This window comes from Leifsonia sp. RAF41, assembly GCF_052114085.1.
Lineage (GTDB): Bacteria > Actinomycetota > Actinomycetes > Actinomycetales > Microbacteriaceae > Leifsonia.
In genome coordinates this window covers 3,620,025-3,644,244 of record NZ_JBFREB010000001.1, presented here as the reverse complement: position 1 = coordinate 3,644,244, position 24,220 = coordinate 3,620,025, and the positions used below count along the sequence as shown (strand labels likewise).

Annotated in this window: 17 protein-coding genes and 3 rRNA genes; 4 read left to right on the top strand and 16 right to left on the bottom strand. The window is 64.2% G+C overall.

What is annotated here, in order from left to right; translation table 11 throughout:
• From AB4Y74_RS17735 to AB4Y74_RS17695, 9 genes are all read right to left on the bottom strand, one after another.
• On the bottom strand, positions 1–504 hold a 504-nt coding region (locus tag AB4Y74_RS17735; RefSeq protein WP_441800371.1), incomplete at its 3' end, for a hypothetical protein.
• A gap of 320 nt (positions 505–824) precedes the next feature.
• Positions 825–941: ribosomal RNA gene (rrf, locus tag AB4Y74_RS17730) — 5S ribosomal RNA — on the bottom strand.
• Positions 942–1,075: 134 nt separating this feature from the next.
• Positions 1,076–4,189 (bottom strand): 23S ribosomal RNA (locus tag AB4Y74_RS17725).
• Between the two features lie 439 nt (positions 4,190–4,628).
• Positions 4,629–6,152, bottom strand: a 16S ribosomal RNA gene (locus AB4Y74_RS17720).
• Together the 16S, 23S and 5S rRNA genes form the textbook arrangement of a ribosomal RNA operon.
• Before the next feature lie 713 nt (positions 6,153–6,865).
• Entirely contained in the window at positions 6,866–7,933 is a 1,068-nt protein-coding gene (gene ccsB / locus AB4Y74_RS17715; protein ID WP_441800370.1) for a c-type cytochrome biogenesis protein CcsB, read from the bottom strand.
• Between the two features lie 9 nt (positions 7,934–7,942).
• Entirely contained in the window at positions 7,943–9,571 is a 1,629-nt protein-coding gene (gene resB / locus AB4Y74_RS17710) for a cytochrome c biogenesis protein ResB (protein WP_441800369.1), read from the bottom strand.
• Entirely contained in the window at positions 9,555–10,295 is a 741-nt protein-coding gene (locus AB4Y74_RS17705) for a cytochrome c biogenesis CcdA family protein (protein WP_441800368.1), read from the bottom strand. The genes resB and AB4Y74_RS17705 overlap by 17 nt, the downstream gene beginning before the upstream one ends.
• Position 10,296: 1 nt before the next feature.
• The gene (locus AB4Y74_RS17700; protein ID WP_441800367.1) at positions 10,297–10,914 is read right to left on the bottom strand and encodes a TlpA family protein disulfide reductase; all 618 of its coding nucleotides are present in this window, start codon (positions 10,912–10,914) and stop codon (positions 10,297–10,299) included.
• Positions 10,911–11,633, bottom strand: a complete 723-nt coding sequence (locus tag AB4Y74_RS17695; RefSeq protein ID WP_441800366.1) for a histidine phosphatase family protein — start codon at positions 11,631–11,633, stop codon at positions 10,911–10,913. Before AB4Y74_RS17695 ends, AB4Y74_RS17700 begins: the two co-directional genes overlap by 4 nt.
• A gap of 151 nt (positions 11,634–11,784) precedes the next feature.
• On the opposite strand from AB4Y74_RS17695, the gene AB4Y74_RS17690 reads away from it, so the two are divergent.
• Positions 11,785–12,546 (top strand): JAB domain-containing protein, encoded by a 762-nt coding sequence (locus AB4Y74_RS17690; protein ID WP_441800365.1) that lies wholly within the window; start codon positions 11,785–11,787, stop codon positions 12,544–12,546.
• On the opposite strand, the gene aspS is transcribed toward AB4Y74_RS17690, so the two are convergent.
• Entirely contained in the window at positions 12,476–13,804 is a 1,329-nt protein-coding gene (gene aspS / locus AB4Y74_RS17685) for an aspartate--tRNA(Asn) ligase (RefSeq protein WP_441800364.1), read from the bottom strand. The genes AB4Y74_RS17690 and aspS overlap by 71 nt on opposite strands.
• 64 nt (positions 13,805–13,868) lie before the next feature.
• Here aspS and AB4Y74_RS17680 point away from each other — a divergent pair, with 64 nt between their 5' ends.
• Positions 13,869–15,053, top strand: a complete 1,185-nt coding sequence (locus tag AB4Y74_RS17680; protein WP_441800363.1) for an acetyl-CoA C-acetyltransferase — start codon at positions 13,869–13,871, stop codon at positions 15,051–15,053.
• Between the two features lie 17 nt (positions 15,054–15,070).
• On the opposite strand, the gene AB4Y74_RS17675 is transcribed toward AB4Y74_RS17680, so the two are convergent.
• The 4 genes from AB4Y74_RS17675 to AB4Y74_RS17660 form a co-directional block, all read right to left on the bottom strand.
• Positions 15,071–16,198, bottom strand: coding sequence for a bifunctional 2-methylcitrate synthase/citrate synthase (locus AB4Y74_RS17675; protein ID WP_441800362.1), 1,128 nt, complete (start codon positions 16,196–16,198; stop codon positions 15,071–15,073).
• 57 nt (positions 16,199–16,255) lie between these two features.
• Entirely contained in the window at positions 16,256–17,155 is a 900-nt protein-coding gene (gene prpB / locus AB4Y74_RS17670) for a methylisocitrate lyase (RefSeq protein WP_441800361.1), read from the bottom strand.
• A gap of 87 nt (positions 17,156–17,242) precedes the next feature.
• Positions 17,243–19,444, bottom strand: a complete 2,202-nt coding sequence (locus AB4Y74_RS17665) for a GH25 family lysozyme (protein ID WP_441800360.1) — start codon at positions 19,442–19,444, stop codon at positions 17,243–17,245.
• Positions 19,445–19,547: 103 nt separating this feature from the next.
• Complete coding sequence (locus AB4Y74_RS17660) at positions 19,548–21,119, bottom strand: MmgE/PrpD family protein (RefSeq protein ID WP_441800359.1); 1,572 nt, start codon at positions 21,117–21,119, stop codon at positions 19,548–19,550.
• A 31-nt stretch (positions 21,120–21,150) separates the two neighbouring features.
• On the opposite strand from AB4Y74_RS17660, the gene AB4Y74_RS17655 reads away from it, so the two are divergent.
• The gene (locus AB4Y74_RS17655) at positions 21,151–21,786 is read left to right on the top strand and encodes a LysE family translocator (RefSeq protein ID WP_441800358.1); all 636 of its coding nucleotides are present in this window, start codon (positions 21,151–21,153) and stop codon (positions 21,784–21,786) included.
• Positions 21,787–21,817: 31 nt separating this feature from the next.
• Here the strand turns inward: AB4Y74_RS17655 and AB4Y74_RS17650 are convergent, their stop codons facing one another.
• Together AB4Y74_RS17650 and AB4Y74_RS17645 are read right to left on the bottom strand one after the other, a co-directional pair.
• Positions 21,818–22,348 (bottom strand): YbhB/YbcL family Raf kinase inhibitor-like protein, encoded by a 531-nt coding sequence (locus AB4Y74_RS17650; protein WP_441800357.1) that lies wholly within the window; start codon positions 22,346–22,348, stop codon positions 21,818–21,820.
• A 9-nt stretch (positions 22,349–22,357) separates the two neighbouring features.
• Positions 22,358–23,146 carry a polyprenol monophosphomannose synthase gene (locus AB4Y74_RS17645; RefSeq protein WP_441800356.1) on the bottom strand — a complete coding sequence of 263 codons (789 nt, stop codon included), beginning with the start codon at positions 23,144–23,146 and terminating at the stop codon, positions 22,358–22,360.
• A 148-nt stretch (positions 23,147–23,294) separates the two neighbouring features.
• Between AB4Y74_RS17645 and trhO the strand changes: the two genes are divergently transcribed.
• Complete coding sequence (trhO, locus tag AB4Y74_RS17640; RefSeq protein WP_441800355.1) at positions 23,295–24,182, top strand: oxygen-dependent tRNA uridine(34) hydroxylase TrhO; 888 nt, start codon at positions 23,295–23,297, stop codon at positions 24,180–24,182.
• Positions 24,183–24,220 lie beyond the last annotated feature (38 nt).

Genomic DNA, 24,220 nt, shown 5'->3' with positions numbered 1-24,220 from the left:
GTGGGCGGTCATCAGACCGCCCACTACGGGAGCTGTCGCGATCCCCGCCGCGGTAGCCTCCTTGCGAACGTTCGCCGGAACGCCCGTCTCGGGAATCGCCGCGGTAGCCTCCCTGAGGGCGGTCGCCATCGCGGCCGTTGCCGGCACCCGTTCGGTCCCCGCCTCGGTAGCCTCCCTGCGAACGCTCGCCGGAACGCCCGTCTCTGGAATCGCCGCGGTAGCCGCCCTGAGGGCGGTCGCCCGAACGCCTATCCGGCGAGTCGCCGCGGTATCCGCCCTGCGAACGCTCGCCCGAGCTCCGACCGCGGGATCCGTCACGATCCCCGCCTCGGTAGCCGCCCGTCGAGCGGTCCCCCGGACGCCCGTCGCGAGACGCGTCGTTCCAACGTGGTCGATCACCCTGACCCGCGCGTGGCGTACGACCTTGCTGGCCGCCTGTCCGGTCCGAGTCTCGACCGCGGTAGCCGTCACGTCCACGGTCTGCGCCGGCACCGTCGCCGTCACGCGAACCGCTGGGCCGGCCGGCGCGCCACTGGCCGCTGCCGCTCGAGTTCGAGCGATCACGGGACGCGCCGCCGGCGCGCGGGCGCCCGTTGCCAGCGCTCTCGTTTCGGGGACGGCGCTGGCCGTCGCCCGCTCGGTCTGGGCGGCCGGGCTGCTGCCGACGCTCGGAACGCTCTTCGCGAGAGCTCTCGTCTGCCGGGTTGTCGCTCACGGCTTCTCCTGTCGAATCGGCGGGTGCTGCCCACCTTAGGCTTCGTACTGCTGATGACTCCGTTAACGCGAAATGGCCACCCATCACTGGGTGGCCATCTCACAAAGAAGTCCGGCGGTGTCCTACTCTCCCACAGGGTCCCCCCTGCAGTACCATCGGCGCAGAGAGTCTTAGCTTCCGGGTTCGGAATGTAACCGGGCGTTTCCCTCTCGCTATGGCCGCCGAAACACTATTGATGTATCAAAAGTGAACGTCGAGCGTCAGCTCGAATCAGTTCTCGACCGTACATCGAGAACCACATAGTGGACGCAAGCAATCTTGGCCTCTCATACCAGCCTTACAACATGTATGAGAGTAGTGATTATCAAGTCATCGGCTTATTAGTACCGGTCAGCTCCATGGGTCTTTAGTCCCCACTTCCACATCCGGCCTATCAACCCAGTAGTCTAGCTGGGAGCCTCTCGCCCGAAGGCATGGAAATCTCATCTTGAGGCCGGCTTCCCGCTTAGATGCTTTCAGCGGTTATCCATCCCGAACGTAGCTAATCAGCGGTGCTCCTGGCGGAACAACTGACACACCAGAGGTTCGTCCAACCCGGTCCTCTCGTACTAGGGTCAGATCCTCTCAAATTTCCAACGCGCGCAGCGGATAGGGACCGAACTGTCTCACGACGTTCTAAACCCAGCTCGCGTACCGCTTTAATGGGCGAACAGCCCAACCCTTGGGACCTACTCCAGCCCCAGGATGCGACGAGCCGACATCGAGGTGCCAAACCATGCCGTCGATATGGACTCTTGGGCAAGATCAGCCTGTTATCCCCGAGGTACCTTTTATCCGTTGAGCGACAGCGCTTCCACAAGCCACTGCCGGATCACTAGTCCCGACTTTCGTCCCTGCTCGACTTGTCAGTCTCACAGTCAAGCTCCCTTGTGCACTTACACTCGACACCTGATTGCCAACCAGGTTGAGGGAACCTTTGGGCGCCTCCGTTACTTTTTGGGAGGCAACCGCCCCAGTTAAACTACCCACCAGGCACTGTCCCTGAACCGGATTACGGTTCTAAGTTAGATATCCAGAGTGACCAGAGTGGTATTTCAACATTGACTCCACCGACACTGGCGTGCCGGCTTCAAAGTCTCCCACCTATCCTACACAAGCCACACCGAACACCAATACCAAGCTGTAGTAAAGGTCACGGGGTCTTTCCGTCCTGCTGCGCGTAACGAGCATCTTTACTCGTAGTGCAATTTCGCCGAGTTCGCGGTTGAGACAGCTGGGAAGTCGTTACGCCATTCGTGCAGGTCGGAACTTACCCGACAAGGAATTTCGCTACCTTAGGATGGTTATAGTTACCACCGCCGTTTACTGGGGCTTAAATTCTGAGCTTCGCCGAAGCTAACCCTTCCTCTTAACCTTCCAGCACCGGGCAGGCGTCAGTCCGTATACATCGTCTTGCGACTTGGCACGGACCTGTGTTTTTAGTAAACAGTCGCTTCCCACTGGTCTCTGCGGCCTTCAAACGCTCCAGGAGTAAATCCCTTCACGCCTCAGGCCCCCCTTCTCCCGAAGTTACGGGGGCATTTTGCCGAGTTCCTTAACCACGATTCTCTCGATCTCCTTAGTATTCTCTACCTGACCACCTGAGTCGGTTTGGGGTACGGGCGGCTGGAACCTCGCGTCGATGCTTTTCTTGGCAGCATAGGATCACCCATTTCGTCAATTAAGACTACGCATCGTGCCTGGGCCTATATGAGAGACGGATTTGCCTATCTCTCGGCTTACACACTTACACCGGGACAACCATCGCCCGGCTGGGCTACCTTCCTGCGTCACACCTGTTAATACGCTAGCCGCACCAGCATGGGGTCGAGCGTTAGGCCCGGACCTTCACCCCGAAGGGATCCGTGTCCAGGATTAGGACTCTTAGCACCACTGGATTAGCTTGGGCGGTTCTTCGCCGGTACGGGAATATCAACCCGTTGTCCATCGACTACGCCTGTCGGCCTCGCCTTAGGTCCCGACTTACCCAGGGCGGATTAGCCTGGCCCTGGAACCCTTGGTCTTTCGGAGGACGGGTTTCTCACCCGTCTTTCGCTACTCATGCCTGCATTCTCACTCGTGTAGCGTCCACGGCTGGTTTACACCGCCGCTTCACTCGCCACACGACGCTCTCCTACCCATCAACACGGCTGGACCACGAAGGCCTACCAATAATGTCAATGCCACAACTTCGGTGGCGTGCTTGAGCCCCGTTACATTGTCGGCGCGGAATCACTTGACCAGTGAGCTATTACGCACTCTTTCAAGGGTGGCTGCTTCTAAGCCAACCTCCTGGTTGTCTGTGCAACTCCACATCCTTTCCCACTTAGCACGCGCTTAGGGACCTTAGTTGGTGGTCTGGGTTGTTTCCCTCTCGACGATGAAGCTTATCCCCCACCGTCTCACTGCTGCGCTCTCACTTACCGGCATTCGGAGTTTGGCTGACGTCAGTAACCTTTTAGGGCCCATCGGCCATCCAGTAGCTCTACCTCCGGCAAGAAACACGCAACGCTGCACCTAAATGCATTTCGGAGAGAACCAGCTATCACGAAGTTTGATTGGCCTTTCACCCCTATCCACAGCTCATCCCCTCAGTTTTCAACCTAAGTGGGTTCGGTCCTCCACGACGTCTTACCGTCGCTTCAACCTGGCCATGGATAGATCACTTCGCTTCGGGTCTAGGACATGCGACTGAATCGCCCTATTCAGACTCGCTTTCGCTACGGCTACCCCTCACGGGTTAACCTCGCCACATATCGCTAACTCGCAGGCTCATTCTTCAAAAGGCACGCTGTCACCCCTACAAGGAGGCTCCAACGGTTTGTAAGCAAACGGTTTCAGGTACTATTTCACTCCCCTCCCGGGGTACTTTTCACCTTTCCCTCACGGTACTTGTCCGCTATCGGTCATCTGGGAGTATTTAGGCTTATCAGGTGGTCCTGACAGATTCACACGGGATTTCTCGGGCCCCGTGCTACTTGGGATACTCTTCGCGCCATTGGACCATTTCGGCTACGGGGTTGGCACCCTCTATGACTGGCCTTTCAATACCATTCGCCTATGATCCTTTGTAACGCTTGCAGTTCGGCAGAAGCTGCTGAAAAGTCCCGCAACCCCGACCATGCAACGCCTGCCGGCTATCACACATGATCGGTTTAGCCTCTTCCGGTTTCGCTCGCCACTACTAACGGAATCGCTTTTGCTTTCTCTTCCTGTGGGTACTGAGATGTTTCACTTCCCCACGTTCCCTCTACCCGCCCTATATATTCAGGCGGGAGTCACTGGGTCACCCAAAGGGCCCAGCGGGGTTTCCCCATTCGGAAATCCTCGGATCAAAGTTCGTTTATCAACTCCCCGAGGCTTATCGCAGATTACTACGTCCTTCTTCGGCTCCAGATGCCAAGGCATCCACCGTTTGCTCTTAGAAACTTGAAATCACATGAGTTTGAATCGATCGGCTCATCCGAAGATGAGCAGATTGACCAATGATCTAATCAGTACATAAGTACTGATGATCATCTTTGTGATCCGAACCCGAAGGTTCGAATCTAAGATGCTCGCGTCCACTGTGTAGTTCTCAAAGTACGGGCGGTACCTTTTCCGCCGGCTAGTTATGCCAACAAGAAAAGGTCCAGAGGATTCGTTTCCCATCCGTTTCGGATGAGGCCCGGTCCCTCAGGACCCAACAGCGTGCATGTGCAAAGCTTCCCGTTCCGAACCGTTCCTATCTGCAAGAGATGTACTGAGTTCGAGCCGTTCGGCTCCGCACCAATGTCAATGTTCCACCCATGAGCTAACCGGCTGAGACGTTCGCTCAGATCCGGCGCCTGGACACTCTTGCTAGTAAACCAGCAGAGTGCCAGTTGCTCCTTAGAAAGGAGGTGATCCAGCCGCACCTTCCGGTACGGCTACCTTGTTACGACTTAGTCCTAATCACCGATCCCACCTTCGACAGCTCCCTCCACAAGGGTTGGGCCACTGGCTTCGGGTGTTACCGACTTTCATGACTTGACGGGCGGTGTGTACAAGGCCCGGGAACGTATTCACCGCAGCGTTGCTGATCTGCGATTACTAGCGACTCCGACTTCATGAGGTCGAGTTGCAGACCTCAATCCGAACTGAGACCGGCTTTTTGGGATTCGCTCCACCTTACGGTATTGCAGCCCTTTGTACCGGCCATTGTAGCATGCGTGAAGCCCAAGACATAAGGGGCATGATGATTTGACGTCATCCCCACCTTCCTCCGAGTTGACCCCGGCAGTCTCCTATGAGTTCCCGCCATTACGCGCTGGCAACATAGAACGAGGGTTGCGCTCGTTGCGGGACTTAACCCAACATCTCACGACACGAGCTGACGACAACCATGCACCACCTGTTTACGAGTGTCCAAAGAGTTGACCATTTCTGGCCCGTTCTCGTATATGTCAAGCCTTGGTAAGGTTCTTCGCGTTGCATCGAATTAATCCGCATGCTCCGCCGCTTGTGCGGGCCCCCGTCAATTCCTTTGAGTTTTAGCCTTGCGGCCGTACTCCCCAGGCGGGGCGCTTAATGCGTTAGCTGCGACACGGAAACCGTGGAATGGTCCCCACATCTAGCGCCCAACGTTTACGGCGTGGACTACCAGGGTATCTAATCCTGTTCGCTCCCCACGCTTTCGCTCCTCAGCGTCAGTTACGGCCCAGAGAACTGCCTTCGCCATCGGTGTTCCTCCTGATATCTGCGCATTCCACCGCTACACCAGGAATTCCATTCTCCCCTACCGCACTCTAGTCTGCCCGTACCCACTGCAGGCCCGAGGTTGAGCCTCGGGTTTTCACAGCAGACGCGACAGACCGCCTACGAGCTCTTTACGCCCAATAATTCCGGACAACGCTCGCACCCTACGTATTACCGCGGCTGCTGGCACGTAGTTAGCCGGTGCTTTTTCTGCAGGTACCGTCACTTTCGCTTCTTCCCTACTAAAAGAGGTTTACAACCCGAAGGCCGTCGTCCCTCACGCGGCGTTGCTGCATCAGGCTTGCGCCCATTGTGCAATATTCCCCACTGCTGCCTCCCGTAGGAGTCTGGGCCGTGTCTCAGTCCCAGTGTGGCCGGTCACCCTCTCAGGCCGGCTACCCGTCGTAGGCTTGGTGAGCCGTTACCTCACCAACTACCTGATAGGCCGCGAGTCCATCCTTGACCGAAATTCTTTCCACGTACAGGAGATGCCTCCGTACGTCATATCCGGTATTAGCTTCCGTTTCCGGAGGTTATCCCAGAGTCAAGGGCAGGTTACTCACGTGTTACTCACCCGTTCGCCACTAATCCCCCGGAGCAAGCTCCAGGTTCATCGTTCGACTTGCATGTGTTAAGCACGCCGCCAGCGTTCGTCCTGAGCCAGGATCAAACTCTCCGTAAATGTTTAGCTCCGCGGCCAAAACAGTGACAAGCACTGCAGCGACCGGGAAACATGGTGCAGAAGCGGACAGGAAATATGTCCACGACTGCGAGTTTGTCTTGACTAGTTTCGAATATCTACTGACATTCTGTTTCTAATCCAAAGGAATCTCGCATCGACCACTAGACTAGGTCTAGGAAGTCAATGCAGAGGTTATTTGGCATTTGACATTGTGCACGCTGTTGAGTTCTCAAGGATCGGACGCTCTCACTTTTCAGCCGTTAGGCTTTCTCCGTGAGGCAACTTGTCTACCTTACCACTCTCAGTCAGTTTGTCAAGTCGGCGTTTCGTGTTCCTCGTTGGCCCTTATATGTGGACACAACCGAATCACACGATCCGAACCGGTTAGACCTGCTCAGTGAGTGGGTGTTAATCCTAAGCGCAGCAAGCGAACTAATTCAAGTTCGGATTTGCCGCTAGGCTTTGGATTTGGTCCCGCTTGAGGCCGGGGAGCTCTTCCGCTCTCCCGCACCTTTGGGGTGACAAGTAAGTACTTTACGCAGGGCTTCTGGCCGGTGCAAATTCGGGCCGCAGCCCGGGCGTGTCGTGGTTGACTTCCGCGGAATCACGCGGAAGTTGTCGACCGACGCCGTCGGGCGCCCGGCTAAAACGAAAAACCCCCTCGTCCGCCGGCCGGCGTTCGAGGGGGGTTCTGTGCTGAATGGATTGTGAGATCACAGCCCGGAGTAGGCGTGCAGTCCATGGAAGAAGACGTTCACGATTCCGAAGTTGAAGAGCACAGCGGCGAATCCGATGATCGCCAGCCATGCCGAGCGCGATCCGCGCCAACCGCGCGTCGCTCGCGCGTGGATGTATCCCGCATAGATCACCCAGATGATGAACGTCCAGACTTCCTTGGTGTCCCAACCCCAGTAACGACCCCACGCTTTCTCGGCCCAGATCGCGCCGGCGATCAGGGTGAAGGTCCACGCGATGAAGCCCACGATGTTGATCCGGTACGCCAGGTTCTCCAGAGCGACCGAACTGGGCAGAGTCGCGAGGAACCGGAACTGCTGGGGTCGCGACTCCGTGATCTGACGCTCCCGCCGGTACTGCAAGAGCTGCAACGCGGAGAGCGCGAAGCCGAGTGCGAAGAACGCCGTGCCCAGCACGGCAACGATGATGTGGATGACGAGCCAGTACGACTGAAGTGCCGGCTGCAGCGGCACCACGGGCACGTAGTACCGCAGCAAAGCGATGCCTTGCAGGACGAGGACGAGCCCCAGAACGAAGGTGCCGACGTACTTGATCGGCCATCTGAGGTTCGCGACCAGGAACACGCCGATGATGACGAGTGTCCCCGTCATCGAGAACTCCCACATGTTGGCCCACGGCACTCGCGCGGCCGCGATGCCTCTCAGGATCACCGCCACCAGGTGGAACGCGAAACCGATGATCGTGAGCACGAAGGCCCACTTCAGCGACGCTCCGCCGCCCGATCCGTTCATCACGTCGTCTTCGACGCGAGTGCTGATGCGTGAGGACAGTCGGCCGATCGCGGACGACGGAGGCGGCGGCGGCTCCACGGAACCGCCCCCGATCACAGCCGCCGATGGCGCCCCGACAGGCGCTGCCACTTCAGCACGGCGCGCCACCGCGCTCGGAACGACGGCAGCCTCGACCGCGGTTGCTCGCGCGCCACGTCGGGCGAGGTCGAGCGCGAAGGCGATGAACGCCGCCGCGTACAGTCCCATCGCCGCGTAGAGAAACACGGTCGATAGTTGAGCCAGGGTCTCGGTCACAATGCAAGCCTAATTCGTCGGAGGCCCGGACAGGGCCCTGGAGTGCTGATCGGCGACGGCTGTCACCGACGCCAGGAGATTGGGATCGTCTCCGCGCGCGAGGCCCGCGTACTCGAGCGTGAGTGATCCGTCCCGATTCTCGACGGCCTTCACCCAGAGCCGGCGCCGGGGGACGAAGAGGGACGTCAGGAGTCCGAGGAGGATGAGCACCGCGAACAGGAGAACCCAGATCTGCGCGGGATCATTGTGCACTTCCAACGTCGCGAACCGCTTGACGCCGTCCAGCGTGATGGTCCCCAGTCCATTGGGCAGGTCCACTGTCTGGCCGGGCTTGAGCTCGAGCGCCTTCGTCTTCGTCGGAGGCCCGGCCAGCTGCTCGAGCGTGTCGGTATTCAGGCTGTAGACCGACTGCGGGACACCGTCGTCGACGCCCAGGTCGCCGGCATAGACGTTGAGGCTCAGGACGGGGTCATCCAGTCCGGGGAACTTGGAGGCAAGCGCTCCCTGAGCGGTCTGGCTGTCAGTGACCGTCGGATAGAAGAAGCCGATCATGCCGACCTGCTCCTTCAGACCATCCGGGATCTTCACGAATCCCAAGGACGTCAGGTTGGGGTCCGCTTGCGGGATGAACGGAACCGAGTCCGTGAATACGACGTGCCCCTTCGTATCCTTCACCGTGATCGTCGGCGCATAGCCGTTACCGAGCAGGTAGACGTTCGTGCCGCCGATCGCCAAGGGGTCGTTCACCTTGATGGTCGTCTTCCCGGCCGCATCCCCCGGCCCCGTGGTGGTCACGTGTGCCGTGTAGTCCAGGGGCGTGCCGATCGCATCCTGATTCTTCGTCTCATAGCGCACGTCTAGCTTGTCGACCGCGATCGAGAACGGCGCGAGGGAGGCGTCATTGAAGAACCGTCCCGGGTTGAACGAGTTGTACGACGGCAGGCTGTTCACGAAGCTCTGGCCCTCGACCACGATCTTCTGGCCGGTGTAGCCGAAGCCTCCGCCGACGCCGATCGCGAGCAGCACTCCGACCAGCGCGATGTGGAAGATCAAGTTCCCGGTCTCGCGCAGGTAGCCACGCTCGGCCGAGACCGAGGTGGAGCGCGCATCCTGATAGAGGGCGACGCGATAGTGGTTGGCCTTGAGGACGTCGCGAGCGGCCAGGATCGGATCGGTGCCGCCTCCGCGGAGCTCGGCGGGAAGGATTCGGGACTGGAACCCGGCCATGCGCGCCAGTCGCACGGGCGTCTTCGGCGGCTTCGCCCGCATGGCGGCGAAGTGATGCGTGGTGCGCGGGATGATGCAGCCGATCAGGGACGCGAACAGCAGCAGGTAGATCGCAGAGAACCACACCGATGTGTACACGTCGAAGAACTGCAGCTTGTCGAGCACCGGCGCAAGCGACGGGTTGTCGGTGAAGTACTTCGTGACCCCGTTCGGGTCGGAGCTCCGCTGCGGCACCAGCGACCCCGGCACGGCCGCGATCGCGAGAAGAAGCAGCAGGAACAGAGCCGTGCGCATGCTCGTGAGCTGCCGCCAGAACCAGCGGAGCCACCCACCCGGGCCCAGCTTCGGTTGTGCGACGTCGAGGTCCTCCCGGGGAGGAGCCGCGTCGATGTGATCAGAGGGCCGGCTCAAAACCTTGGATCACCGCCAAGAACTGGGACATGAGGTCACTCCAGATACCGGTCACCATGAGGATGCCGATCACGACCAGGAGCACACCTCCGATGACGTTGATCGCCCGGATGTGGCGCTTGACGAAGCTGACCGAGCCGGCCACCCAGTCGAAGCCGAGCGCAACGAGGAGGAAGGGGATGCCGAGACCGATGCAGTAGAAGAGGCCGAGCAGGGCCCCTCGCCATGGCGAACCGCTTCCGACGCTGAGGGCGCTGATCGCGGCGAGGGTCGGCCCGATGCACGGCGTCCAGCCCAGTCCGAAGACGATGCCCAGCAGCGGCGCCCCGATGAGGCCCGTGGCTGGGCGCCACGACGGCTTGATCGTCCGCTGCAGGAAGGAGAACTGGCCGATGAAGACGAGCCCCATCACGATGACGAGCGCACCGAGCACCTGGACGACCACATCCTGCCAACGCACGAGCCAGTAGCCCAGCGCACCGAAAGCGGCGCCGTATGCGATGAAGACGACGGCAAAGCCCAGGATGAACAGGGCAACGCCCGTCAGGACACGCGCTCGGTCCCGCTTGGCCCCCGGGTCGCTGATGCCGCCGACGTACGCGAGGTACCCCGGCACCAACGGCAGCACGCATGGTGAGGCGAACGAGACCAGGCCCGCGACGAGCGCGATCGGCAGGGCGAGCAGAAGCTGGCCGCTGAAAACGATCTGACCGACGTCGCCCACGTCAGTGCTCGGCCACGGCGTCGGAGATGAGAGTGTCGAGGATGCTCTTGTCGGGGATGGCACCGAGGATGCGCGCTGCGACGCGACCTTCCTTGTCGACGACCAGGGTGGTCGGCGTCGCCTTCGGTGGAACCGTCTTGCTGAACGCGAGGAGCACGGATCCGGTGTCGCGGTCGAGCATCGACGGGTAGGTGACGCCCTTCTCCTTCTCGAAGCTGTCCGCTGTCTGCGCCGAGTCGTAGAGATTGACGCCGAGGAAGCCGACCCCCTGCGTGGCGTACTTCTGGCTGAGCTCCTCCAGCGCAGGCGCCTCCACTCGGCACGGCGGGCAGCCCGCGTACCAGAAGTTCACGACGAGAACCTTGCCTGCGTACTCCTTCGACGTCACGGGGTCGCCATCTTGCAGCTTCCCCGCGAACGAGACCGGCTCGCCTCGGTTTCCTGGGGCGAACTCGCTGACCGTTCCGTCTCCGGCGATGTAGTTCTGGCCGTTGCCCGACCGATACTGAGTAGCGAGGCTGTCGTTGGCGGTGCAGCCCGTGAGAGCGAAAGCGGTCGCAGCGACCGCGGCCACGACAGGCAGAAGGATGCGGGCGCGCAGCCGAGATGTGACGATCACACGGCCCCCACATCGGTCGCCGCGGTCAGAAGGCTCGCAGCGGGCTCCACGTAAGAGACCTCGATCAGGCGCTGGGACTCCGGAGTGCGGCCGGGGTTGTTCGGCCCCGACTGCGGCGGGTCGGCCGTTTCGCGTGTCGGATCGGCGGCGGTCTCGGGGGCGGGCGTTCGCTCGAACGTCGTGATGCTCGACAGGGCGCAGCGCCGCTTCCGGGGATCGTGCGGGTAGCGCTCCCCCGCGACGGACAGGTGCGTGACCCAGATCGGGAGCTGGTGGCTGACGAGGACGACATCGCCCGAGTCGACCGAGTCGAAGGCATCATCGACGGCAGCGAGCATCCTGCGCTCGATGCTGGTGTAGGCCTCACCCCAGCTCGGCCGCAGCGGGTTGATCAGATAGGGCCAGTAGACGGGCTTGCGGACTGCGAGTTTCATCTTGGTGCCCTCGAAGCGGTTCGTAGGCTCCATGATTCGCTCGTCGACGACCGGCTCGAGGCCGAAAGCGGCCGCTACGGGTGCCGCGGATTCGCGCGTGCGCTGCAACGGTGAGACGCGTAGCGCCGTCATCGGGCGGTCTCGCGCGACCAGGTCGTCAGCCGCGGCCTGCGCCATCCTGTGGCCGAGTTTGGAGAGGCCGAACCCCGGCAACCTGCCATACAGGATGCCGTCGGGATTGAACACCTCGCCATGACGGATGAGGTGGACTTGGCTCGCTACCACTGCTCCAGTCTACGGAGGGGTTCCCCTTGAATTCACTGAGCGCGGTGGGGCTGTGGAAAGGCCTCCGTCCACAGGCATCGGTGGTGAGCCCGTTGTCCACAGATTTTTTCGTGCGCGACCTCTCATGTTCGGTCTTCCCTAGCTTCGAGCTATGGCCGACGAGGAAGAAGAGGGTGAGGCCCTTGCGAACATCCCGAACCATGACCGACCACGCGAACGGATGCGACGGCTGGGCATCGGATCGCTCACCGACGACGAAGTGCTCGCGCTGGTGCTGGGGTCCGGTCAGACCGGGCGTAGCGTGCTCGCCCTGGCGCGATCGGTGCTGCGACGGACCGGGGGCTTCCCTGGTCTTGCCACGATGGACTTCGCCCGGCTGGAACGTCTGCCCGGTGTCGGTCCGGCGACCGCTGGGCGACTCGTCGCCATCACCGAGATCTGGCGGAGGGCCGGCGCATCGTCGACCTGGACCCGGCTCATCGACCACAAGGCGATCGCCGCTGTGGTCCGCCCCGAGCTGCTCCACCGCGACAGCGAACGCTTCGTCGTGGTCGTCGCGGACCGCGCGGCGCGGCCGATCGAGCTCGTGCTCATGCGCGATGGCGGCGTCGACGAAACGGCAATGCAGCCAGCCGACGTCCTGCAAGCCGTGCTCACTCGTGGCGGCCGGTCGTTCGCCGTGGCGCACAACCATCCATCCGGAGTGCTCGACGCGTCCGTGGCCGACCTCATGCTCACCCGACGGCTCGACCAATCGGCCGCCACGCTCGGGGTGCGATTCCTCGGACACATCCTGGTGGCGGGCGAGAGCTGGACTGCTCTGCCCGCTGCCGGGTCGGGCGCTACGGCGTCAGGCGCGTCGGCCCGCGGAACAGGTAGGTCGTCTCGCGCAGGTTCGCGAGGTGCAGCATGAGCATCAGAACGCGCGCCAGGCCCATGCCGAAGCCACCGTGCGGCGGGATGCCGTACCGGAAGAACGCGAGGACGTCCTCGAGTTCTTCCACGGAGAGGCCCTTCTCAGCGGCCTGCTGCTCCAGGATGTCGACGCGGTGCTCGCGCTGAGCGCCGGTGGAGATCTCGACACCGTTGAAGATCAGATCGTAGCTGCGCGTGATCGACGGGTCCTCGGGATGCCGCATGTGGTAGTACGGCCGGATGCTCGCGGCGTAGTCGGTGAGGAAGACGAACTCGTGACCGTAAGTCTCTTTCACGTACGCCGAGATCTGACGCTCGCCCTCCGGGTCCATGTCGTCGTCTTCGCGCGGGATCTCGTAGCCGCGTTCCGCGACGATGCGCTTGGCCTCGGCCAGGGGAATGCGAGGGAACGGCGTCGATGGAACGGTCACCTCGACTCCGAAGAGTCGCTCGATCTCGTCGCCGTGCTTCTCCTTCACCGCTGTGAAGCCAGCGACGAGGAGCTCTTCATGCACCTTCATGACATCTTCGTGGCTGTCGATCCAGCTGAGCTCGGTGTCGACACTCGTGAACTCGGTGGCATGGCGGCTGGTGAAGCTCGGGTCGGCGCGGAACGCCGGGCCGATCTCGAACACGCGGCCGAAGCCGGCGGCCTGTGCCATCTGCTTGAAGATCTGCGGGCTCTGAGCGAGGTACGCGGTGGTCTCGAAGTACGGCAGCTCGAACAGCTCGGCGCGCGACTCCGAGGCGGATGCCATGAGCTTCGGCGTGTGGATCTCGACGAAGCCGTTGTCCACCCAGTACTGACGAAGAGCGTGCTCGAAGGTCGTCTGCACGCGGAAGATCAGGTTGTGGCGGGGCTCGCGCAGGTCGAGGAAGCGCCAGTCCATGCGCTTGTCGATACCGCTGTCGGCGGCGATCGGAGTCTCGGGGATGGCGGCCGTCTCGACCTCGAGCGACGAGAGACGGATCTCGATGCCGCCGAGCTTGACGCGCTCGTCATGCTTCAGCTCGCCGGTCGCCCGGACGAACGTGCCCTGCGACAGACCGGAAATGGTGACCGCGGGCTCATCCGCCACGACAACACCGTCTTCGCCGACCGTGCGGGGGTTCACCAACTGCACGGCACCCGACTCGTCGCGCAGCACGACGAACTGCACCTTCTTCTGGTCGCGGACGGTCTCGACCCATCCGGCGACACTCACGGGGCCGTCCGGCAGGGCGGCGAGGTCTTTGATCAAAGCGCGTGCTGTCACGAGCCCCAAGCCTACCCGTGCGCCAGGTGTGAGAATGGAGGGACCAGGCACGAAGGAGTAGCCCATGAGTTCCGACGACGTCGTCATCCTGTCCGCCGCCCGTACGCCGCTGGGCAAGATCAAGGGCACGCTCGCGTCTCTGAGCGCGGTTCAGCTCGGGACGATCGCGGTGCAGAAGGCCCTGGAGCGGTCGGGAGTCGGTGCGGACGCGGTGGATACGGTGCTCTTCGGACAGGTGCTGCAGGCGGGCGCAGGGCAGAACCCCGCACGCCAGACGGCGATCGGGGCGGGCATCGGCTGGGACGTTCCCGCCACGACGATCAACAAGGTGTGTCTTTCGGGGCTGGCTGCTGTGATCGATGCCGCGCGTCTCATCCGCACGGGCGAAGCGACAGTGGTGGTCGCCGGCGGCCAGGAATCGATGACCAATGCGCCCCACATACTTCCGGGCTCACGGATGGGCTGGAATTACGGATCCATCCAGGCCCTCGACTCCGCCGCGCACGACGGGCTGACCGATGCCTTCGACGGCGAATCGATGGGCGCCTCCACGGAGAGGTACACGGAGAAACTCGGTCTGAGGCGGGAAGCCCAGGACGAGTTCGCTGCGCGATCCCATCAACGCGCCGGGGTGGCGGCAACCAACGGCGTGTTCGCCGACGAGATCGCGCCGGTCAGCATCCCGCAGCGCAAAGGGGACCCGGTGGTCGTGACCACCGACGAAGGGGTGCGACCCGAGTCGACGCCGGAGACGCTCGCCGGGCTGCGTCCGAGTTTCGCGCAGTCCGGGACGCTGACCGCCGGCAACTCGTCCCCACTGAGCGACGGGGCGGCAGCACTGGTCCTGACCAGCCGGGAGAACGCCGAACGCCTCGGGCTGGAGTGGCTCGCCCTCGTCGGCGCGAGCGGGCAGGTGGCCGGACCGGACAACTCGCTGCATTCGCAGCCGTCCCGCGCAATCGACGCGGCCCTGAGGCGGGCCGGCTGGAGCGTGTCCGAACTCGATCTGATCGAGATCAACGAAGCCTTCGCCGCGGTCGCACTGCAGTCGATGTCCGACCTGGGTCTCGACCCGGAGAAGGTCAACATCCACGGCGGTGCGATTGCGCTCGGCCATCCGATCGGCGCATCAGGCGCCCGGCTCGCCGGGCACGCGGCGCACGAGCTCGCGCGACGCGGCTCTGGGCGCGCGGCCGTAGCGTTGTGCGGCGGCGGCGGGCAGGGGGACGCTCTACTGCTGTATCGCTGAGCCGGCGCTGGAGCCGACTAGCGCTCCAGGTGTCGCTCGGCCGGACCGGTGTATTGCGAGAGAGGGCGGATGAGCGAATTCGCGGCGTACTGCTCGAAGATGTGCGCCGTCCAACCGGCCACCCGGGCCGCCGCGAACAGAGGCGTGAACGTCTCGGTGTCGAAGCCCATCAGGTTGTACGCCGGCCCGGAGGGGTAGTCGAGGTTCGGCTTGATGTTCTTCCGCTCGCCCATGGCGCTCTCGAGGGCGTCGTAGAGGTCGAGCAGCTCCTGCCGGTCGTAGTGCTCGACGAGAGTGACGAGAGCCTCCCTCATCGTCGGGACGCGCGAATCACCGTTCTTGTAGACGCGGTGGCCGAACCCCATGATCTTGCGCTTCTCGGCGAGAGCGGAGTCCAACCAGTCCGCCGCCCGGTCAGCGGTGCCGATCTCGTCGAACGCGTGCATGACAGCCTCGTTGGCGCCACCATGCAAGGGGCCCTTCAAGGCACCGATGGCGCCGGTTACGGCCGAGTACACATCGGAGAGCGTGGACGCGATCACTCGCGCGGTGAACGTCGACGCGTTGAACGAGTGCTCCGCGTAGAGGATCAGCGACACTCGGAAGGCGTCGACAACCACGTCGTCCGGTACCTCGCCGAACGTCAGCCACAGGAAATTGCGCGAATAGTCGAGGTCGTCCCGCGGCTCGAGCGGCTCCAATCCCCGCTTGCGACGCTGAACGTAGGCAACGATCGTAGGCAGTTGGGCCAGCAGGTAGATCGCGCGGCCCTCGTTGAGGTCCCGGTCGAGAATGCCCTCGGACTGTTGCAGGGTGGCATCGAGCCCTCCGAGCTGACTCACGGCGGTGCGGAGCGCATCCATCGGGTGAGCGGACACCGGAATGTCGTCGAGTGCCCGACGGGTGCGGTCGTCCAGGCGGCGAAGGGAACGCTCGAGAGACTCGAAGGCGACGAGTTCGTCGTCCGTCGGCAGTTCGCCATGCCAAAGGAGGTACGCAACCTCTTCGAACGAGCAGGCGCGCGCGAGTTCCTGAACGGGGTACCCCCGGTACAGGAGCGAGTTGCTCTCCGGATTCACCGAGGAAATCGTCGTCGTGTCGACGAAGACGCCGGCGAGGCCCTTGTGGATCTCGGGGTCGGTCATCTGAGCTCCTTCGCTGCTGACGAGGTCGCCGCGCCGGCGGGCCGCGGAAAGCGGTCGCTAGCGACGCACCTCGAAGTTGTACACCGAGGTGTCGAACGCGTTGTATCCCTCGTAGTCAATCAGGTCGTACAGTTCGGCGCGATGCTGCATGTCATCCAGCATCGGCTGCAGAGTCCCCTGCGAGAGGAGCTGCTCGAGCCCGCGCTCGGCCGCGCCCATCGCCAACCGCAGAAGAGACACCGGCCAGATGACAATGTTCACCCCGACGTCCCGCAGCTGATCGACCGTGAACAGATCGCTCTTTCCGAACTCGGTCATGTTCGCCAGGATCGGCACGTCGACGGCGGCCCGCACGGCCTCGAACTCGGACAGGTCAGCCATCGCCTCGGGGAAGATGGCGTCCGCGCCCGCGTCGACGAGCGCCTTGGCACGGTCGATCGACGACTGCAGACCCTCGACAGCGCGGATGTCCGTCCGAGCCATGATCAACAGGTTGGAGTCGCGCCGCGCATCCACCGCCGCCCGGATGCGTTTGAGCGCGGTGTCCTGATCGACAACCTGCTTTCCGTCCAGGTGTCCACACCGCTTCGGGTTGACCTGATCCTCGATGTGCAGACCGGCGACTCCGGCATCCTCGAGCGCCTGAACGGTCCGGGCGACGTTCATCGGCTCGCCGAAGCCGGTGTCGGCATCCACCAGAGCGGGAAGGTCGGTCATGCGCGCGATCTGAGCGGAGCGTCCCGCGACCTCGGTCTGCGTGGTGAGGCCGATGTCGGGAAGCCCCAACTCTGCCGACAGCACCGCACCGGAGATGTAGACGCCCTCGAAACCCTTGCGTTCGATCAGCCGAGCACTCAGGGGATTGAACGCCCCCGGCATCCGGACCAGTTCTCCCGAGGCAAGTCGGGCGCGGAAGGAGGCGCGCTTCTCATGCGCCGGAATGGTCGAATACAGCATGCGAAGAGTCCTCGTCATCGAAGGGCCACAGGAGCATGGCCCACCTCATCTTCCCAGATCGACGCCGAGGCTCTTCCGGCCACCTGCTCAGTAGCAGACGGACAGACCGTCCACTTCGCTGGTGAGCGTGTTCGGTCCGCCGGCCACCGTTGTGGAGGTGGTCCGCAGGCGCACAAGCTGATCACCGATCGAACGGGGAACGCAGTTGGTGTTCGCGATGAGGAGAGGCTTCCCCGTCGCGCCCGCGGCCGCGGACGTCACCAGTGCGTCGGGCCACTGCACCCCGGAAGCGATGTACACATTGGCGGATGCGCCGTCCGGGAAATACTTGGTGGCGATTCCGGCGCTGACATCGAATCGGGTCGCGCCGCCGATCCGCGTCACGGTGAGGCCCTCCTGCTGGGCGGACGCCGTCCAGCCGTTGGAGACGCTGGCAGGGCCGCCGGCCACGGTCACCGAGGTCGCCCTCCGGTTGGTGAGGAAGGCAGCCGTGTTGGCATCCAAGCCGCTTCCGTCGACGAGCAGCAGCGGGACGCGCTGCTTGGCGGCCGCAGGAGCCGCCGACAGTGCGTCAGGAAAGCTCCACCCGGTCGCCACGAAAGCGCTCTTGGCGGAACCGAACGCATAGTCGGCTACGGCGCGGGCCACCTCGACGCGGGTGGTTCCGTCGAGCCTGACCATCGGGATCTTCAGCGACTGCAGCTGCGCGTATGCGGCGTCGGAGACGCTGCTCGTGCCTCCGACGACGACGATCTTGCCGGGTTTCAGCCGCTGCAGTTCGTTCATGGTCGTCGTCGGGACAGACGCCGCCAGAGTGAGCAGCACCGGTCCGTGCTGAACTGCCGCGGCCGGAGCGGCCGAGAGCGCATCCGCGTAGACCTCGCCGGACGCTACGTAGGCCACGGCTGCCGATCCGGCCGTCGGGTAAGTGTCCTTGGACACGGCGACGGCAGTGGTGAAGCGGTCGGTGTCCTGAAGGCGACGGCTGGTCGGCGCGCTCGACACCACGGCGGAGACGAATGCCGTGCGGCAGCCGAGCATCGCGTTCCCAGCCCGGTCACCAGGGAGCGCCAGCACCGTCACGCACGCGCCGTACTGCCCGTTGCCGGCCCAGGGCACCTGGGCAGAGAACCCGTGGCTCGATCCGGCGGACGGGAAGGCCGCACCGACGTCCGGTCTCGACACGTTGGATGCAACGGTCGTCGTCGAAATTCCGGTCGGAGTGTTCCACTGGATCTGGACAGACGTTGTCGCCGCGAGGTTGGTCTGATCGAAGCTCCATCCCGATACCCGGAAGGGCTGACCGCTGCTGAGGGACGCGGACTCGTAGTTGCCGAGCGGCGGGTGATCGTTCGCCCCCAGAGCGAACTGCTGCAGCTGGCCCATGTTGCCGTTGAAGATGTCCTGATCGCCGGCGAACACCCCGGAACTGGCGTACTGCCACATTGTCCAGTTGAGCCAGCTGGCGGGCAGGGAGCCTGGTGTCGAACTGTCATAGCGGGCGACGAACAGCGGGTAGGCACCGAACGTGTTGTTCGAGCCGGTGCAGGTGTTCCACCAGTTCGCGGTGGAATAGATGGCGGGGTTCACACCGGTCAGAGAGCGCATCGTCTTGACGAAGTCATTGATCCACCAGGACATCTGAGCCTGCGACAGCCCCCAGCAGGTACCGGAACCATCGGTGGCGTACTCGATGTCGAGCAGCGGCGGCAGGGTGCGACCGTCAGGGGCCCAGTTACCACCGTGCGCATAGAAGAAGCGCGCCTGCGTCGCGCCGTCAGTCGTGTTCGGGGTGGCGAAATGGTAGGCGCCGCGAATCATTCCGACGTTGGTTGCGCCCTGGAACTGACTGGGGAAGTGGCTGCTCGTGTAGTAGGTGCCTTCGCTCGACTTGATGTACACGAAGCGCGCACCGTTCGCCCACTGCGCCGACCAGTCGACGGTCGGCTGCCAGCCGCTGACGTCCATCCCGAGCACGCCAGAAACGCCGAGCTGCGTCGAGAAGGTCTTCTGGGCGTTCGCCGGACGAGGGATCGTCGAACCCATCGCGTGGTCGCCCGCCGCGTTCATCTGCGCCAGCGACGGGTCGGAGACCATTCCGGCGTCGGCGGCCGGAGACGGGGTGGCCGTGGGCGTCCCTGAAGTGGTGGGCGCCTCCGGACTCGCGGGTGCCGGTGTCGCGGTCGGTGCCGGCGTCGGCGTCGGTTCGATGGCGGAAGCGGTCGGCCCCGACCCGAAGGCGAGCACCATGGTGACCATTGCTCCGAGCACAATCCTCGAGCGAGACATGAGTCGCCCCCTTCAGCGGCAGTCATGGGGAGCCGCGATAGAGCTATCCGGCACCGCCACTATAACTTCGGGGGTAGAACGATTGGGATGCCGCTCCGGAAAGTTAGAACAGCCCCCTCGGAGTGGGGATGCCCGCAAGCAAGCCGGGGCGGGCAGTGATCGTGAGGCCGCCGAGCTCTGCGGACGTGAGCTCCGGCAGTCGCTCGGCGAGCGCCAGGAAGCGATCGATCTCGTCGCTCTCCAGCACGCCGTCCGCCAGCGTGCGGAACTTGGCGACGTAATCCTCGCGAGCAAACGGGCGCGCACCCAGAGGGTGGGCGTCCGCGACCGCGATCTGATCCTCCACGACACCACCGTCGGCCAATCGGATCACGACGCGGCCGCCGAACGCCTTCTCGGCCGGGTCGGTCGAGTGGTATCGACGCGTCCACTCCGGGTCCTCGGTGGTGCTCACTTTTCCCCACAGCTCGACCGTGTCGGGGCGGGCGGCGCGCGAGGGGAGGTAGGAATCGGCGTGGTGCCATCCGCCGTCCTGCAGGGCGACCGTGAAGATGTAGGGGATGCTGTGGTCGAGCGTCTCCCGGGATGCCGTCGGGTCGTACTTCTGCGGGTCGTTGGCCCCCGACCCGATCACATAGTGCGTGTGATGCGAGGTGTGGATGACGATGCTCTCGACGCGAGACGCATCCGCTACCTCGGGGTGCTCGCGGTGGAGCTTCCGGGCCAGATCGATCCAGGCCTGCGCCTGGTACTCGGCCGAGTGCTCCTTGGTATACGAATCGAGGATGGCGCGCTTCGGCTCGCCGGGCGCGGGAAGAGGCACCTCGTAGGAGGCGTCCGGCCCATCGAGCAGCCAGGCGATCACGCCATCCTCTCCCTCGTAGATCGGCGTGGGACTCGTCTCGCCGCGCAGTGCGCGGTCGATCGCCTCGACCGCCATCTTGCCGGCGAAGGCGGGGGCGTGCGCTTTCCAGCTGGAGATCTCGCCCTTACGGGACTGCCGGGTGGCCGTCGTGGTGTGCAGGGCCTGGCCGATCGCCTGGAAGATCGTCTCGGCGGGGAGGCGCAGCAGCGTCCCGATGCCGGCGGCGGCCGACGGGCCGAGGTGTGCGACGTGGTCGATCTTGTGACGGTGAAGACTGATCGCCCGCGCGAGGTCGATCTGGATCTCGTAGCCGGTCGCGATACCTCGCAGCAGGTCTTGACCGCTCAGCCCGTAGGCGCGCGCCGCGTGCTGGGCGACAGCCGTGATCGGTGGGATGTTGTCGCCGGGATGCGAGTACTCGGCCGCCAGAAACGTGTCGTGGTAGTCGAGCTCGCGGACGGCGACCCCGTTGGCCCACGCCGCCCACTCCGGCGACACCCGGGTCGACGGCCACTCGCCGAAGACGGTCGAGCCCTCCTGAGGATGCTCCGCCGAGTCGGTCAGCTCCTGCAGCTGGCGGGCTGGGATCGGATGCGCGAGCGCCTGCGCTCGTGCAGACACCACGGGCCGCCGAGTGAGGGACGCCGCAGCCACGGCCGCGTTGTCGATGACCCGGTTGATCACCATCTCGGCGACCTCCGCGTCCACCTCGACGGGGTCGGTCGCCACCTCGGCGATCTTCCAGGCGAGCTGGTCCTGGCGCGCCAGGTTCTCCTCGCTGCTGTGCACACGAACGTTGTGGAGCTTCACGTAACGAACCTACCTCCCCTACGCTCGGCACATGGTTCCGGGCCCCTCCCTCCTGGCGTTCGCGCTCGCGTCTCTGGCGCTGATCGTCATTCCGGGTCCGAGCGTGCTCTTCGTCATCGGGCGGTCCCTGGCGCTGGGCCGGGTCGGGGGGCTGCTCAGCGTGCTGGGGAACGCGATCGGCATGCTGCCACTCGTCGTCGCGGTCGCACTCGGCATCGGCGCCATCGTCGCCCAGTCGCTCGTGCTGTTCACCGTGATCAAGTTCGTCGGGGCGGGCTACCTGGTGTACCTCGGCATCCAGGCGATCCGGCACCGCCGACACACCGCCGTGACGCACGAGGCGACGCCTCTGCGATCGCGCTGGCGCATCCTCAGCGAGGGATTCGTGGTGGGGCTGACCAACCCGAAGTCGCTGGTCTTCTTCGTTGCGGTGCTGCCGCAGTTCGTCGACTACCGCGCGGGCGGGATCCCCCTGCAGCTGTTCGAGCTGGGCGCGGTGTTCCTCGTGCTGGCGCTCACATTCGACAGCGTCTGGGCGCTCGCCGCCGGAACGGCGCGACAGTGGTTCGGCCGGTCGCCCAAGAGGGTGGAGCGTCTGGGCGCGACGGGTGGCGTGCTGATGATCGGGCTGGGCGGGGTGCTCGCCTTCACCGGCGTCAAGCACTGACACCGGTGAAGGCGAGGGGATTCCGACCGTCTCAGATGTCGCCGGCCGTCGCCACGGGAGTGAGGACCGCACGCGCAAGCGAGTGGAAGTGCGCATTGAAGCCGAGGACAGCCGGCGTCGACTCCGGGTCCAGGTCGAGATGCTCGACGTCCAGCGCGTGCACCACGATGTCGTAGTGGTGGGTGCCCGTCCCGTGCGGCGGTCCGGCACCGGTGAAGCTCTTCGCTCCGAGCTCGTTCGACAGCATCGCCGCGCCCTGCGGAAGGTTGTCGCCGCCCTCCGCGCCAGCATCCGTAGCGAGTTCCGTGACGGATACGGGGATGTTGTACACCGCCCAATGCCAGAAGCCCGACCCCGTCGGCGCATCCGGATCGTGGATCGTCACGGCGAAACTCTTCGTCTCCGGCGGGAAGCCCGACCAGGACAGGTGCGGCGAGATGTCGGCGCCGCCGCCGCCGGCGCCCCAGTGGTCGCGCGCGAGCGGACGGCCGTCGGCGACGTCGTTGCTGGACAGGGAGAACAGAGGGACAGCGCCGAAGCGCTCGAGAGGATCGACTGCCATGGCGTCAGGCTACGCCCGTGCGGCAGGCTCCACCGTCTGCGCTGCCGGTCGCTTGCGGAACCGCCGCGGAAGTCCGGCCAGACCCCACAGGGTGACCCGGACCATCGCCTCGACGACGATCCCGCCACCCATTTTGGAGGCCCCGCGCTCCCGCTCCACGAAAGTGATCGGCACCTCCACCAGCTCCAGCCCGGCGGCGTACGCACGGCGGGTCATATCGATCTGGAAGCAGTACCCCTGGCTCTCGGTGCGCTCGTAGTGGAGCGCGCGCAGCGCGTCCGCGGTGAATGCGCGGTAGCCGCCGGTCACATCCCGGACCGGAAGGCCAAGTGCGATGCGGGAGTAGGCACTCCCGCCGCGCGAGATGAGTCGACGATGGGCCGGCCAGTTCTCGACTCCACCGCCGCTGACCCAGCGCGAGCCGAGCACCACGTCCGCACCGGCACGGGCGTCGTCCGGGCCACCGTCACTGCGAAGGGCGCCGAGAAGTCGGGGCAGCTGCTCCGGCTGGTGCGAACCGTCCGCATCCATCTCGACGATCGTCGAGTAGCCGGCGTCGAGCGCCCAGGCGATCCCGGCCCGGTAGGCGGCTCCGAGCCCGTCCTTCCCGGCGCGGTGCATGACATGCACACTGGCGTCGGTCGCGGCGAGCGCGTCGGCCAGCTCACCCGTGCCGTCGGGCGAACCGTCGTCGACGACCAGCACGTCCGCCTCGGGCACCGACGCACGAACGCGCCCGACGATCGAGCCGATGTTCTCGCGCTCGTTATAGGTCGGGATGATGACGAGGGTTCGCACAACCCGCCTTCCTGTCAGGGGCCGCCTTGCGGACCTCACTCACCCTGTCGCACCAGTCTGAACGGCAGGCGAACGAGGCTTCGGGGGCTCACAGGCTCCACGATCCTACGATCAGTGCGGCCAGGGAACCCTCGCCTACGATGAGGCGGTGGCCGTCCCGAAAGTGCTCCTCTTCTACGTCTTCGCGCCGCTGCCCGATCCGGAGGCCATCCGGCTGTGGCAGCGGGACCTGTGCGAACGGCTGAATCTGCGCGGGCGGATCCTGATTTCACCGCATGGAATCAACGGAACGCTCGGCGGCGAACTCGATGCGCTCAAGCGCTATCTGCGCGTCACCAAGGAGTACGGGGCGTTCCGCGCTCTGGACGCGAAGTGGAGCGAGGGCTCCGGACTGAATGCGGACAATGCGAGCCTCGACTTCCCGCGCCTCTCGGTAAAGGTGCGCGACGAGATCGTCTCGTTCGGCGCCCCGGATGAGCTGCAGGTCGGCCCTGACGGCGTCGTCGGCGGCGGCGCACGGCTCGACCCCGAGGGCCTGCACGCGCTCGCCGCGGAGAAGGACGATCTGGTGTTCTTCGACGGCCGAAACCGTTTCGAAGCGAGCATCGGCAGGTTCCGGGATGCGGTGGTGCCCGATGTCGCGAACACCCGCGAATTCGTGGAAGCGCTCGACAGCGGCGCCTACGACCACCTCAAGGACCGGCCGGTCGTCACGTACTGCACCGGCGGCATCCGGTGCGAGGTGCTCTCGTCGCTGATGCGGTCGCGCGGCTTCCAGGAGGTCTACCAACTCGACGGCGGAATCGTCCGCTACGGCGAGGCGTTCGGAGACGACGGGCTGTGGGAGGGGTCGCTCTACGTCTTCGACGACCGCGGATCGATGACCTTCAGCGACCATGCCGCCGTGCTGGGCCACTGCTCGATATGCGGCGTGGCGACGAGCAGGATGCGCAACTGCGTCGACCCGGCATGTCGCGAGCAGCTCGTCGTCTGCGAGGAGTGCGACGTGGCCGCCTGCGAGGCCCACGCGGCCTGACGCGGAAGCTGTCCACATCGCTGAAGGCGAACAGGTTC